General features: G+C 36.3%; 12 protein-coding genes. All 12 read left to right on the forward strand.

Features of this window, described 5'->3' with window-relative positions; genetic code table 11:
- Window positions 1-203: 203 nt before the first annotated feature.
- Window positions 204-893, forward strand: coding sequence for a hypothetical protein (locus WA249_RS11260; protein WP_336168737.1), 690 nt, complete (start codon window positions 204-206; stop codon window positions 891-893).
- Between the two features lie 16 nt (window positions 894-909).
- Complete coding sequence (tssB, locus tag WA249_RS11265) at window positions 910-1,413, forward strand: type VI secretion system contractile sheath small subunit (protein WP_199965092.1); 504 nt, start codon at window positions 910-912, stop codon at window positions 1,411-1,413.
- A complete protein-coding gene (tssC, locus tag WA249_RS11270) occupies window positions 1,406-2,887 on the forward strand; it encodes a type VI secretion system contractile sheath large subunit (RefSeq protein WP_336168739.1) in 1,482 nt (493 codons plus the stop codon). The genes tssB and tssC overlap by 8 nt, the downstream gene beginning before the upstream one ends.
- A gap of 49 nt (window positions 2,888-2,936) precedes the next feature.
- On the forward strand, window positions 2,937-3,440 hold the full coding sequence (locus tag WA249_RS11275) for an Hcp family type VI secretion system effector (protein ID WP_336168742.1): 504 nt from the start codon (window positions 2,937-2,939) through the stop codon (window positions 3,438-3,440).
- Between the two features lie 78 nt (window positions 3,441-3,518).
- Window positions 3,519-3,995: a type VI secretion system baseplate subunit TssE gene (tssE, locus tag WA249_RS11280; RefSeq protein ID WP_002048404.1), complete on the forward strand. Its 477-nt coding sequence runs from the start codon at window positions 3,519-3,521 to the stop codon at window positions 3,993-3,995.
- A gap of 16 nt (window positions 3,996-4,011) precedes the next feature.
- The gene (tssF, locus tag WA249_RS11285; protein ID WP_336168744.1) at window positions 4,012-5,823 is read left to right on the forward strand and encodes a type VI secretion system baseplate subunit TssF; all 1,812 of its coding nucleotides are present in this window, start codon (window positions 4,012-4,014) and stop codon (window positions 5,821-5,823) included.
- Complete coding sequence (tssG, locus tag WA249_RS11290) at window positions 5,787-6,785, forward strand: type VI secretion system baseplate subunit TssG (RefSeq protein WP_336168747.1); 999 nt, start codon at window positions 5,787-5,789, stop codon at window positions 6,783-6,785. Before tssF ends, tssG begins: the two co-directional genes overlap by 37 nt.
- On the forward strand, window positions 6,782-8,191 hold the full coding sequence (locus tag WA249_RS11295; RefSeq protein ID WP_336168749.1) for a hypothetical protein: 1,410 nt from the start codon (window positions 6,782-6,784) through the stop codon (window positions 8,189-8,191). The genes tssG and WA249_RS11295 overlap by 4 nt, the downstream gene beginning before the upstream one ends.
- A 30-nt stretch (window positions 8,192-8,221) precedes the next feature.
- On the forward strand, window positions 8,222-12,040 hold the full coding sequence (gene tssM, locus WA249_RS11300) for a type VI secretion system membrane subunit TssM (protein WP_336168750.1): 3,819 nt from the start codon (window positions 8,222-8,224) through the stop codon (window positions 12,038-12,040).
- A gap of 37 nt (window positions 12,041-12,077) precedes the next feature.
- Window positions 12,078-13,037 carry a type VI secretion system-associated protein TagF gene (tagF, locus tag WA249_RS11305; protein ID WP_336168752.1) on the forward strand — a complete coding sequence of 320 codons (960 nt, stop codon included), beginning with the start codon at window positions 12,078-12,080 and terminating at the stop codon, window positions 13,035-13,037.
- A gap of 2 nt (window positions 13,038-13,039) precedes the next feature.
- Entirely contained in the window at window positions 13,040-13,807 is a 768-nt protein-coding gene (locus WA249_RS11310) for an OmpA family protein (protein WP_336168754.1), read from the forward strand.
- A gap of 16 nt (window positions 13,808-13,823) precedes the next feature.
- Entirely contained in the window at window positions 13,824-14,087 is a 264-nt protein-coding gene (locus WA249_RS11315; RefSeq protein WP_336168756.1) for a PAAR domain-containing protein, read from the forward strand.
- Window positions 14,088-14,185: the final 98 nt, after the last annotated feature.

Consider the following 14,185-nt stretch of genomic DNA (forward strand, 5'->3'; position numbering starts at 1 on the left):
GAAAAACTTTATTAAGCTGTATTTTATAAGCATCTAAACTATTTACTTTTAGTTTATTTTGATATGATTTTTATATAAAATATGTTTATTTATATGATAAACTACATCCAAATTTTTTGAATATAAGGGTTTAACTGGATTTTTTGATATTTATAAAATGTTAATTTTTCAGTAAGACCTTGATTAAATAAGAAGATAGAGGAATGAAAGTTGTGTTAAAGCAAAGTGTTTTGATACTTTTTTTAATTGGTAACTATGTTGGTTTATCTTGTGCACAAGCTGCAGAAATAGAACCTATAAAACTAAAGAAAAGTTGTATTAAGAAAAATCCTATAATCGAAGGTCAAACTGATCCTGAGTTGTTAAGTCTTTTTAAACAAGTATGCGATACAGATAATTCTACTCAAAAGAATGATTTATTAGCTAAAGCAGCTATGAGATTTTATCAGACCAACCAACCAGTTAAAGCGTTAAATTTGGCTAATCAATTACAGAGCCAAAATATTCGAGGTTCATTGTTAACAGATGTGTTGTTTTTATCTGGTGTAAGCATTGCAAATAACTCATTGCAACAAATGCGTAGTCAGGAAATGCGATATTTAACTAATGATGTAACATACCCTCCTGCAAAGCAGTTAATTGAAAATATTCATACAGCGATGCCAGTTCCTGATCCGTCAAGTTTTAAAAATAGTTCGGAAAGTAACTCGGCTGATAATGAAAAAAGAAGTTATAGAAAACAAAATGTAGTACGTAACCGAGTTGTAACTCCTCGAACGACAACTAAACATGCAGTAACTCCAGTAAAAACACCTGCGGTTAAACCAAAAACTGCGCCTGTTGCGAGTGTTAATAAATCAAAAAGTTCGCCTTTTGACCCTTTAACTAAATAATCTGGGATAGAACCTTATGGCTAAGAGAGAAAGCGTACAAAAGAAACTTCAACGAATTCGACCTCCACGTGTTCAGCTTACATATGATGTTGAAATTGGTGATGCAAAAGAAGCGAAGGAACTTCCATTTGTTGTAGGTGTAATGGGAGATTTTTCGGCTGCATCGGAGCTTGAGCGTACAAAATTAAAAGATAAAAAATTCATTAATGTCGATTTAGAAAATATTGATGAAGTTATGGAGTCGTTGTCTCCGAGAGCTGCTTTTCAGGTAGATAATACGCTGACTGAAGAGGGTGGCAGAATTGCAGTTGATTTAACATTTAAGTCAATGGAAGATTTTCGCCCGGAAAATGTTGTTCAGCAAGTTGATCCATTAAAGAAACTGGTTGAAGCGCGTGAGCGTTTAACAGATTTAAGAAATAAGATTTCTAATAGTGAGCGTTTAGAAGATTTGCTTGATGAAGTGCTGAAGAGTACTGATCAGATTCGTAAATTAAGTGCGGAGGCAGATCATGAATAATACTCAATCTGCAGCAATGCCACTTGTTGAGAATGAACAAGTTAATCTTTTAGACTCGATTGTTGAAGAAAGCCGTATTGCCCGAAATGAAGAAGAACATTCACGTGCAAAAAGCTTAATCGGTGAGCTTGCCAAAGAAGTGATGGCAGGAACAATTACAGTGTCTGAAAATATGACTTTATCAATTGATAAGCGTATTGCAGAAATTGATGCACTGATTTCAAATCAATTAAGTCAGATCATGCATAATGAACAATTCCAAAAGATTGAGTCAACTTGGCGTGGTCTTTATTACTTCTGTCAAGAAACACCATCTAATCCTCTCATTAAAATTCGTATGTTAAATACGACTAAAAAAGAGTTGGTGAAAGATTTTCAAGGTGCTACAGATTTTGATCAAAGCACTTTGTTCAAAAAGATCTATGAAGAAGAGTATGGGTCTTTTGGTGGTGCGCCATATTCAGCACTTATTGGTGATTTTGAGTTTGATCGCACACCTTCTGATATGTATTTGCTTGAGCAAATCTCTCACGTTGCTGCCGCAGCTCATGCGCCATTTGTTTCTGCTGCTAGCCCAAGCATTCTTGGTCTTGAGTCATTTACAGATATTGATCGTCCTAGAGATGTTTCAAAAATCTTTGAAACGGCTGAATATGTTCAATGGCGTTCATTCCGTGACACTGAAGATTCTCGTTATGTCGCATTAACATTGCCACATGTGCTTGGTCGTCTTCCTTATCATCCAAAAGAAGGAACCGCTACCGAAGGGTTTAACTTTGCTGAAGATGTTTCGGGTGCAAACCACAACGAATATTTGTGGATGAATGCTGCTTATGCTTTCGGTACTCGTTTAACAAATGCATTTGATATGCATGGTTGGTGTGCTGCAATTCGCGGTGTTGAAGGTGGTGGTTTAGTCGAAGGCTTGCCAGTTCATACTTTTAAAACACAAGATGGCGAAGTGGTGTTTAAGTGCCCAACAGAAATTGCAATTACTGACCGTCGCGAAAAAGAATTAAGCGATTTGGGCTTTATTCCTTTAGTACATTGTAAAAATACCGATTACGCTGCTTTCTTTGGTGCGCAATCAACTCAAAAACCTAAAAAATATGACAACGATACAGCAAATGCTAACTCTGCTTTATCAAGTCAAATTCAGTACATCATGGCCGTTTCACGTATTGCTCATTATTTAAAAGCAATGATGCGAGATAAAGTGGGTAGCTTTGCTTCTGCTGGAAATGTTGAAGCATTCTTGAATGAGTGGTTGTCACAGTATGTATTGCTTGATGATGGTGCTTCTCAAGAAGCGAAAGCTCAATATCCTCTACGTGAAGCGTCTGTAAAAGTTGTAGAAGATCCTGCTCAACCAGGTCACTACAAGTCTGTGGTTTTCTTAAGACCACACTTCCAGCTGGATGAGTTGTCAGTTTCTTTGCGACTTGGCACTGAGTTACCTCAGTCCTCAAATTAATAAAGGTCAGCGAAAGAATAACTTTAAATTAAAAATAGGAAAGTTCTAAATGAAAGATATATACGTTGAGTTTCGCGGTAAATATAAAGTTGATGGCGAGTCTCGTGACTCTGAGCACAAAGGCTGGTTAGAAGTTAACTCTTGGTCTCACAACATTCGTCAACCTAAATCTGCTACTTCAAGTAGTGTTGGTGGTCATACTGCTGAACGTGTTGAACATTCAGATATGATTTTTATTAAAGATCTAGATGCAACTAGCCCGAAATTATGGGAAGCGTGTTCAGCTGGTTATACATTTGATGAAGTACAAATTGATTTTTATCGTGCGAATGGCGATAAACGTATCAAGTACTTACAAATTAAATTGAAGCATGTTCTAGTTTCAAGTGTAACTCCAACAGTTAACGAAGAAGGTGTTCCAACTGAAGCGTTTGGTTTGAAATACGCAGCTGTTGAGTGGACATATAACCAACAAGATATTAATGGTACTGCTAAAGGTGCTGTTACTAAGAAATGGTCACTTTCTAATAATACTGCTTCTTACGCAGCATAATTATTTAAGTGAATATTTGGCAGAGGCTGACAAAAAGTTAGCCTCTGCTGTCTTTAAGCATACTTATTGTGAACTCGAATGAATTTAGATCGGCTTTATCCATATGGATTTCGCTCAACTTTGTTTGACCGCTTAATTCCTGAAAGTGAAGACTATGCAAAAGGTCTTTCTATTCAGCAATTAAGAGAATCGGTAGCAAAAGATTTAGAAGACTTGTTGAATAGTCGGGTCGCTAAATTGGATCACGTGGTCGATGATTATCCGCTAGTTAAAAAATCTATACTTCAGTTCGGGATTATTGATTTTGTGGGGCTTTCTACAGCTAATCCGCTAGATCGAGACAAGATTTGCCAATCCATTGAACAATCAATAGCAGCTCACGAACCTAGATTAAGACAAATACGGGTAGAGATGTTGTTAGATGGACACAATATGGGGGCATTATGTTTAAGTATTCAGGCTTATCTAAATATTCATCCACTGTATGAACCTGTCGTTTTTGATGCATTGCTAAAACCGACAACGCAGCAATATGTAATTTCAGCGAGAACCTAAGCGTAGTGGGTGTGTTGTGATAGAAGAGCTTTTACCGTTTTACGAAAAACAACTACAAGAATTTGGTCAGCAATCTCGTGAATTTTCGCAAAAATATCCGAAAATTGCTCAGCGCTTATCTTTAAATCAAGAGCAGATTGATGATCCGCATATTGAACGTCTTATACAGGCGTTTTCATTAATTGCTGCTCGTATTGATAAAAAACTTGCTGACAGTTATGACGTATTTACACGTTCTTTATTTGAGGTGATGTTTCCTCAATACTTACGGCACTTTCCAGCTTGTTCTGTGATAAGTTTCGAAGATATAAATAAAATTAAGCAGCTCACAGAAGCTCATGTTGTGCCTGCACATACGGTTTTGAAATCTCGTAGTTTTAAAGGGGTTCAATGTGAGTTTAATACTACTCAAGAAGTCAAATTACTTCCAATAACGTTGCAAGCGCTAGAGTTTAAAAGCACGCCAAGTGCACATATGCATTTGAGCCAAAATGCGACTTTAAATTTTAAGTTCGAAATTTTTAATCATGCTCATCTATGTTTAATAAATGAAAAACTCCCTATTTATTTAGATGCAATTTCTAATTTTCCGCTTCAAGTACTAGATAGTATTTTTAAGAAGGGAACAACTTTTGCAATCAAAATAGGGCAGAAAGTTGTAACGCTGGATAAGAATCCATTTGAGTTAACTGGTTTTTCAGAGCAAGAAAGTCTATTACCACTCGATCAACATACTCATCATGCGTATCGTTTGCTTATGGAGTATTTCTGTTTCCCAGAAAAATTCAATTATCTTAAGCTCGATTTAGACTTTTTAAAGCGTCTATCTCCAGAAGATGGTGAGTTTGAACTGCTGATTCATTTTAAATTAAATTTAAATGATCAAGCTGTAGTTCGAAATTATTCTGAGTTGAATGTCGCTAATTTTAAATTATTTACTACACCAGTCATTAATTTATTTGAAAAATATGCTGAACCTCAAAAAATCGTACACAAGCAATTAGAATATCCATTAATTACAGATGCGCATCATCCGGAGTTTTATCAAGTTTATTCAATTACTGAAATGAATATGGTGCGTGAGAAAACGAGTCAAGAAGAAAGCTACGTTCCTGTGTTGCCTTTTTTTGCGATGAGTCACTATCATGCTGACACAGCTCGATTTTTCTATTCGGTAAACTATCAAAAACTACAACCGAATTTCGTTGAAATGGGATATTCAATTATTTCTAAAAATTTAAACCCTTCTTCAACGCGATCAGATTTTATTAGTACAAAATTATTATGTTCAAATCGTGACTTGCCACATGAAGCATTGGGGCAGTCTAATAATATATTGAATTTAAATGATAGTAGTCTGGCTCGCCGTGCCATTGTTTTAAAAAGACCGACTAAACCTTATCAATTTGGACAAAGCCAGAGTGAGCAGTGGCGTGTTATTTCACACCTTTCATTAAATAGTTTAGCTTTAATGAAAGGTGACGCTGTATCTCATATTAAAGAATTACTTGCTTTATATAACTTACCATCATCAAAAGAAAATTATCTAATTATTGAGTCAATTAAGCATCTTGAATTTTCACTTACTCACAAACTGGTAGATGGTAAACCCTTCCCAATGTTTGTAAGGGGAGTGAAGGCCGAGTTGCAAATTGATTCATCTGTATTTAGAGGGCACAGCCTATACATTTTTAGCCAATTATTAAGTCGTGTTTTTAATTTAAAGGTTCAAATTAATAGTTTTGTTGATTTGGTTGTTAAGGATTATTCATCTCAGCAGGAGTTATACCAATGCAGTCAGAACGTTGGTGGCAAGACTCTTCTATAACAGCTGAGCTGTTTACAAAGCCAAAGTCTTTTGAATTTATCCAAGCAACACGGCTATTAAGGCACGATTCAATTCGTGCAGTTAGTTCATCTTGGAGTGATCATTTCAAGTTTGAGACATCCTTTAATTTAAATTTCCCTGCTACTGAAATTGAAAATTTAGAATTATCGGATGAGCGAGTTTATATCACTAATTTGATTGTTGGCCTTACTGGTATACAAGGTGCTTTACCTTATACATATACGAATAAGATTAAACAGGCTTCGCGTCAGCAAAGAGCTGAAACTAAAGAGTTTCTGAGCTTATTTAACCATAAGCTTACTGCTCAATATGTAGAGTCGAGCATTACCTATAATCTGCCGATTCGATATGAGACCGAGCATAAAAATGATTATCTAGATATTCTGCATGCATTGAATGGTTATGTACGATCGCAACATCAGCAAACAGAGCTTGATGACTATTTTGCAGAGTTTTCTGGACTAATGCAGGGGCAGAATAATACAGTTCATGCCTTAAAAACGATGCTGTCCTGTATTTTTAAGCATGAAATTACGATTAAAGAGTTTATACAAGAATCTTTTAAGTTAGCGAGTGACCAATTAACCACTTTAGGTGGAGCTCAGCCTAGCCTACTTGGTGTTAATACATTTTGTGGTGAAACCATTCAGCAAATTGATGGAAAAATTGAAATTCAGATTGGACCACTGAAACGTCAGCAATATTTGAATTTCCTCCCAAATCAAGAGTTAAGTTTAAAACTAAAAAAAATTGTAGAAACTTGGTGTAGTCCAACTTTATCAATAGATCTTCGACTCGTGTTAGATGAGTCTGAAATACAACCTATTTGCCTAACTCATCATAATCAGAGTGGGCTGGGGCAAGGTTCTTTTCTTATATCAAAACAACCGAAAGTGCATAGTCATGAAACTTGCTATAGCCTTATTGGAGAGACAATATGATTAAAAAAATATTACTCTCGTTTATTGCTATTTTTACAGTGGTTAGTGGAATTATTATTTTCTACTGGCGTGACGTTCAATATAACCCTGATAAGGGTGATTTTTTCCTTTATTTCTTGCTATTACCAGCAATTATTACCTTGTCGATCTTATCTCCTTGGTTAATTTATAGTGCCTATAAAACTTACAAAGACAAGAAAGAACAGGCTATAAATCAAGATAAAAATGATGCTAATCAAAAACAAAATGCGGTAACAGATGCGCCCCTCGAACAGCTAAATTTTAATATTTACTCTTCTTTTGCTGTACATGCATTGGGTGAGAATGAAAGCATTATTGCGGAGCTACAAAACTTTAAAAGTCCAGAGCTGGATGATCAACTGTTAAATTCTTATGGATTGCCTCTTTTATCTTACCGTATTAAAGACTTGGATGAAGATAATCATGAGGAGAGCGAGTATGCATCTCCACGACAAGTTCGTATGATCTCATTAATACAACAGCAATTAGAACAAAATATAGAGAACTTATATCTTATTGCAGAGCATTTAAAACGTTCAACTTTATTTTATGAGTCGCAGCAAGCACGTGAATATCATATGCATCCGGCATGGGTTGATCCTGAGTCTGAATATGATGATGTTCAAATGCAGATAGTAGAAGTTTATCGTTTAAATCGCTTAAATCTACATATCCTTCTTTCCGAGGATTTATTACATATCTGGAATGATGAACAAAGTAATGAATTAATTTTAGAGTTCTTTACTGAGATTGGTATTGTTCCGCAAAAGCTTCATATTGAATATCATTTCTTTGGAGAGCAATTAGCTTACCAAGAGTTAATACATTTATTAAAAGGTATTCATAAAAGAGAACATGAGATGTTCTTTTTAGTCGTGGCTGATTCGGAAATCGATCAAGACCTAGTCAATGAAAAATCTTGGATGATTAAAGATTATATTCCTGCTGAATTTGCAGCAAGCTGTTTAATTGCAGATCCTTTAATAAAAATTCAAGAATTAGAACCTACTAAAAATTTGAAAGTTGTCGTAGGCCAACAAGATGCAGCGAAGCTTTTTACTAATTTTGAATTTCATGATTTACCTCAGTATGAAGGTGAGGCGCCTTATGTGCTGATATTGTCAGATCAGATGGATATAAAGTTTTCGAAGAAATTGCAGCAACACTTTCTTCAAACCTCTGTAGAACCACATCACTATATTTATGTGAAATCTTCATTGGGGCATACCCAACATTTAGCTGATATTTACGGCTTTATGCTGAGTATGCATTTTCCTGAACATATCATTCCTTTTGTCTTTGGTGAGAATACGGTGTCAGCACATACATTTGTGCAGAGTGTTACCGAAAATTCAGAAGATGATGTGATGGTGTTGAATAACTAATTTAAACTTTGGACTTAGAACGAGAATAGAATGCATACAATTTTAGGCTACTTGTGGCAGTACATCACGAATCCTAAAGCAATTATCGCCTTGTCATTGTTCGTGGCATTGATGTCTTCATATACTTCAATTCCTCGCCATATATTCTGGGCTTTAGCAACTGCCTATGCTTTGGGTCTTATTGTTTATGGTATCTATTGGCTTATTCAACGAAGAAAGCATGCTGCTCAGGGTGAAGAGTTAGCTGAAGCGATTGAAAAAGATAACCAAGCTGAGTATGGCAAAAATAAAGATAAAGAAGAGCTTCAGCTTGTTAGCCAACAAATGAAAGAATCAATCCAACTGATTCGTAAATCTAAGTTGGGTGATAAAAAAGGGAATGCTGCATTATATGAACTTCCTTGGTATATGGTTATTGGTAACCCAGCTGCAGGTAAAAGTTCAGCTATTTATAATTCTGGTTTAAAGTTTCCTTTTGAAGAAACGCATCAAAAAATGGTATCTGCTGGTTTAAGCGGTACTCGAAATTGTGACTGGTTTTTTTCTACAGAAGGTATTTTACTCGATACAGCGGGTCGCTATTCTGTTTATAGCGAAGACCATTCTGAGTGGTTAGGTTTCTTAAATATTTTAAAGAAGAACCGCTCTAAAGCGCCAGTTAATGGTTTGATTTTAATTGTCAGTATTGCTGAGCTGATTAGCCAAAGTCCTGAAAACTCGTTAAAGCTTGCTAAAAATTTACGTGCTCGTATTCAAGATTTAACAGAACGCTTAGAAGTAGTTGTGCCTGTTTATTTAGTCTTTTCAAAGATGGACTTAATTGCAGGTTTTACCGAGTTCTTTGAATTTTATGAAGCTCAAGAATATAACCAAGCTTGGGGAGCGACTCTTCCTTATGAACAGAGCTCTTCTCATAACGCGGTAGATTTGTTCGAAAAACATTACACCATTCTTTACGATGGTCTAAAAGGGGTAAGTTCGACTCACTTAAGTCGTCGTCATTCGCAAAATATCTCACCAAGCGTAATGACGTTCCCCTTAGAATTTAAAACCTTAAAACCAGCTTTAAAAAGTTTTATTGGTACACTTTTTGAAGATAATCCATATCAATTTCAGCCTGTTTTCCGTGGGTTCTATTTCACTAGTGCTTTGCAAGAAGGTGTCATTGAAAGTCCAATGACAGAACAAATTGCACAAGAATTCCAGCTGACTCAAATTGCTCAAAGTGATTTAAAAGATCATTCAAAAATTAGCCCTAACCATGGTTATTTCTTAAATGGTCTATTTTCAGATGTTATTTTAAAAGATAAAGATCTTGTTAAGCAGCATGTAAATACGGGTAGAAAACGTCAACGCTACATTGCATTTATTGGTGCTTTGGCAGGTGTTTCAATTATTCTTGGTGTATGGGTTTGGTCATATCGTAATAATCAGCAATTGGTTGCCGAAGTCCAAGCTGATTTAAACAAGGTTGTTCAGTTAGAGAAAGCTTCGGGCCAGCAATTGTCAACTCAGTTAGAAGCTTTACTTATTTTGCAAAGACGTCTACAGCAGTTAGATGAGTTTGACGAAAATAGACCACTTAAGTTTAGTTTTGGTTTATATCAGGGTAATGAACTTCGTGAAAAGTTAAAAGCCGAATACTTAAAAGGCGTTAAGCAGATTGTCTTAACACCGACACAGCAAAATATTGCCCAATATTTGCAACGCGTAAAAAATAATGAAGCAACATTAAAAGCAAATCATACAAATGTTGAAATTAAGCAAACAGCTCAGACTCAACAATATTTAGAGCCTTCAGATACAAATCCTCAAGATGCTTATAACGCATTAAAAGCGTATTTGATGATGAGCAATCCGCAATATATGGATGCTAGTCATCTGAGTGATCAGGTTACGCGTTTCTGGCGTTCTTGGTTAGATGCAAATAAAGGTCAAATGCCACGTGCAGATATGATTCAAGAAGCTGAACAGGTCTTGTCATATGCCATGACTTTAGCGAATGATAAACAGTTCCCAATTTTAGATGCAGATTCACAAATTGTTGATCAAACACGCCAAGTATTACTGTCTGTTGTTAGAGGAATGCCCGCGCGTGATCGTGTTTATAACGAAATAAAAATGCGTGCTGCGGTACGTTTCCCAGCTTTGACTGTAAGTCAGATTGTGGGTGAGGCAAATAAAAATGTTGTTTTGGGCAGTTATGCATTACCTGGTGTATTTACCCAAAAAGCATGGAGTGGCTATGTAGAAAAAGCAATTGAAGAAGCTGCAGATAAACCAACAGATAGTAAAGACTGGGTGCTAAATAGCCGTCAATCTGATGATTTAACTTTCTCAGGAAGTCCTGAACAAATTAGAAAGCAACTGACAGCACTCTATAAGCAAGAATACATTGCGGAATGGAGAAAATTCTTAAGTGGTATTCATTATGCTAAAGCTGGCCAATTTGCTCAGCAAGTCAAAAATATTGATGTTTTAGGTGAACCACAGAACTCTCCAATTAGAACTTTAATTGAAAGAGTAGCGATCGAAACAAACTGGGATAACCCAGTTGTTCAAGCTGAGCTAGCGGCTCCACAAAAAGGATTTGTTGCGTGGTTTAAACGTAAAGTTTTAAATCATGATGATAAGGTTGCTAATCAAGTGGCAACGAATGCTCAGGGTGCTATTTCTCAAGAATATCAAATGTTCTATCAGTTGGTTCGCAAACGCGATGATCAACAAGGTAAATCATTGCTTGATGAATATATGACAAATTTAGCTCTAGTTCGTAGCAAGTTTAATGAACTTAAGAATGCAGGCGAAATTGGTCCTAATGCGATGGCATTGGTCAAGCAAACACTCAACGAGCAAACGTCGGTATTTAACCAGACGCAAAAAATTGTAGATGAAAAGATGGCGGTTGGTTTCAATGAAATTGATCAGCGATTACTACAAAAATTAGTGGTTAGCCCACTTACACAATCTTTCGAGAGTTTAATTACACCTACGCAAGATGAAATTAATAAATTATGGGTCATGCAAGCCTATCAGCCATTTACAGCAAATCTTGCTAAGAAATATCCATTTAATTCATCAGCTTCTTTGCAGGCGACAAGCAGTGAAATTGGTCAAATCTTGGGTGAGAACGGTAGTATTTCACGCTTTGTAAAAGAAAATCTTGATCCATTTGTGATTCGTCGTGGTTATACATTAACGTCTAAGACATGGAAGGATTTAGGAATTAGTTTAAATCCTCAATTCGTCATGAATTTCCAAAGATATGTTACTCCATCCAATGGCATGGCAACAGGTGAGTTGAATAGCCAAGCTCCTGCTGCACCTGCAACTAATCAATCTAACTTCCAGTTCTACCCAATTCCAAATCCACAGTTGCTTTCATATACCGTGGATATTGATGGTCAGCGCATGACTTATGAAAATGGTGTGCAACAGTGGGTTAACTTTATTTGGCCAAATCAAGGCAGTATTCCGGGTGCTCGTATTACCGCTGTAGATTTACAAGGCCAAACACATACGATTTTTGATGAGCCGGGTGAATACGGTATTAATCGTTTAATTGATAGTGCTCAGCGTAAAGAACAAAATGGTGGATTTGAAATGCTTTGGCGTAGTAAGACCGACCCATCATTATTTGTAAAAATGAATTTCCGTCTAATCAGCAGTAATTCAGGCAGTATTGGTTCAAGCCGTGGTTATGCGGGTATGCAATTAGTTGATAAAGTCACTGCCGATAACGCAGCTCGTGTGGTTTCTGCTCAGCAGGCACCAGCTCAAGCAGCTCCAGCAAAAACACCAAATCCTGTTTCAGTACTCACTCAGCCTTCTGCGGGAGTTAAACCATGACATGGAAAATAATCTCTACGCGAAAGGAGGAGCAATAATGCAAACATTAAAAACTACTCCTCTGTATTACGGCAAAAGTCCTGCACGAGGCGACTTTTTAAAAACAAAAGGTCAGAATGCTCTAATACAGTTACTTGATCAGTGGATTACTGAAGCATTGGAATATGCAATGCAATCGGGCAGCTTTAAAGAAGCTTATAGCACTTTGCCTTCACTGGATTTCTTTATTGCGAATCCGAAAGAAAATATGTTTTTAGTGGCGAACTTGCTTGCAAGTGAAGATAGTTCAGGTCGATCTTTTCCAATGGTACTGAGCCATTTACTAGAAATTGATTTGCCGTATGAGAACTTGTTATATGCGCCCTATAGCTATAAACATGTGCTCGTTGATTTATTTCAAAACAATCGTACTTTAAAAGGAATTAAAGATTCAGATTTGTTACTTGGAAAATTAAGTCACTTACAAAATCAAATTCAGGTTTTAACTGAGCGAGAGTGTATTGGTTTTTATGAAAATCATACGATGCACTCATTTGCTCAGTTAATGAAACTAAGTATTTATGAGTTAGCTCAAAGTATGATTGGGCTGGGATTATTACTTCAGCCAATTTTACAAAATGGAACTAGTCGTTTAAATAAAGTTTTGATTTTGCCTATTAATAACCCAGCTTACAGTTATGAAATAGCAGCCTTTTGGGTCAGTATTATTTGTCGCTTTTTAAAGGAACATAATACTGAGGTGCTTATAGGCTTGTTACATCGAGAGCAACCGGTATTATTCTTCGGTTTTCAAGGTGCTGATATTTTAGCCCTTAGCGATATTTTTACTCAGAATATGGATAGTAAACATTGGGTTTCTTTAATAGAAGCTCAGTGGATTGATACTTATTTGGAGCAGAATGCTGGTTTAGCTACCCTAGAACAATCATTATGCCAACGCCAATTGAGTTTGAATCAAGGCTTAAAACTATTTAGACAGACTTTTTGGGGTGAATAATAATGAATCAAAAATATCAAACTAAACTTTCACAGCTCATAAAAGGTTGTTTTATCTATGCCATTGCTAATTATGCTTTGGCTCAGCCTATTGTTGTAGAAGGTGTAGTTCCTAATGAAGCCAGTAAGCAGGCTATATTACAAAAAATGCAGTCTGTTTATGGTGCAGATCAGATTGTAGATAAAATACAAGTGAGACCCGTAGCTGCTCCAAATGGATGGAGTGATTCTGTTACACGAGTTATCACATCTGACCTTAAAAAAGTATCGCAAGGTAAATTAAGCGTAAATGGTACTCGATTTGAATTGAGTGGAAAAATGCTAAACCCAACAGATATTCAATCTACCATTCAGTCTTTTCAAGGGTTAGTACAGCCACCATATCAACTCTATTCACAGTTATCAGTCAATCAGGCTGAGCAAAAAATTATTGATGATGCACTTAAAAATCGCATTATTGAGTTTGAATCTGGAAGTGCGGTTTTAACTGCTGCAGGTCAAAAAATTCTAGATGAGATGGCTGTTGCCTTAAATAAAGTTGGTGGCAAAAAAGTCAAAATCGTGGGACATACAGATAGTTCAGGCGATGCGACTAAAAACTTAAAACTTAGCCAAGATCGTGCATTAGCAGTAAAAAACTATTTGATTAGTAAGAGTATTCCGGCAGACCATTTATCTGCGGAAGGTTTGGGTTCTTCTAAACCAGTCGCTGATAATACTTCTCCAGAAGGCAGAAAGAAAAACCGTCGAATTGAGTTTACTGTTCTATAAATATAAGGAGAAGAACATGGCTAGCCCTTACATTACGATTGGATGCCCAACCACAGGTGGTGGGCAAGTCATTTCTGGTAATAGCACGTTTTTAATTGATGGAATTGCAATTTCCTGTGTGGGAGATAAGGCTACTTGCCCGGCACATAAAACGGTTTCTACGATTGTATCGGGAGACCCGAATATGCTTGTTATGGGTAAATCAGCAGCGCGCGTAAATGATTCATTATCATGCGGCTGTAAATTATTGCCCAAACAGAGTTTAGTAAATCAAGGGTAAGGGCAGAGATATTTTATATAGCTATAAATATCTACTAAAACATATTAATGCTTGAAATGATGAGTAGTTTGTCTGATAAAGCTGAATTTTGTTAATAT

Origin of the sequence: Acinetobacter sp. 161(2023) (genome assembly GCF_037027805.1) — a bacterium.
Taxonomy (GTDB): Bacteria; Pseudomonadota; Gammaproteobacteria; order Pseudomonadales; family Moraxellaceae; genus Acinetobacter.

What these genes read in the sequence shown, in the direction of transcription:
- tssM (WP_336168750.1), top strand. Translation starts at nt 8,222, where the DNA reads ATGCATACAATTTTAGGCTACTTGTGGCAGTACATCACGAATCCTAAA.
- tssB (WP_199965092.1), top strand. Translation starts at nt 910, where the DNA reads ATGGCTAAGAGAGAAAGCGTACAAAAGAAACTTCAACGAATTCGACCT.
- tssG (WP_336168747.1), top strand. Translation starts at nt 5,787, where the DNA reads ATGCAGTCAGAACGTTGGTGGCAAGACTCTTCTATAACAGCTGAGCTG.
- WA249_RS11310 (WP_336168754.1), top strand. Translation starts at nt 13,040, where the DNA reads ATGAATCAAAAATATCAAACTAAACTTTCACAGCTCATAAAAGGTTGT.
- tagF (WP_336168752.1), top strand. Translation starts at nt 12,078, where the DNA reads ATGCAAACATTAAAAACTACTCCTCTGTATTACGGCAAAAGTCCTGCA.
- WA249_RS11260 (WP_336168737.1), top strand. Translation starts at nt 204, where the DNA reads ATGAAAGTTGTGTTAAAGCAAAGTGTTTTGATACTTTTTTTAATTGGT.
- tssE (WP_002048404.1), top strand. Translation starts at nt 3,519, where the DNA reads ATGAATTTAGATCGGCTTTATCCATATGGATTTCGCTCAACTTTGTTT.
- WA249_RS11275 (WP_336168742.1), top strand. Translation starts at nt 2,937, where the DNA reads ATGAAAGATATATACGTTGAGTTTCGCGGTAAATATAAAGTTGATGGC.
- WA249_RS11295 (WP_336168749.1), top strand. Translation starts at nt 6,782, where the DNA reads ATGATTAAAAAAATATTACTCTCGTTTATTGCTATTTTTACAGTGGTT.
- WA249_RS11315 (WP_336168756.1), top strand. Translation starts at nt 13,824, where the DNA reads ATGGCTAGCCCTTACATTACGATTGGATGCCCAACCACAGGTGGTGGG.
- tssC (WP_336168739.1), top strand. Translation starts at nt 1,406, where the DNA reads ATGAATAATACTCAATCTGCAGCAATGCCACTTGTTGAGAATGAACAA.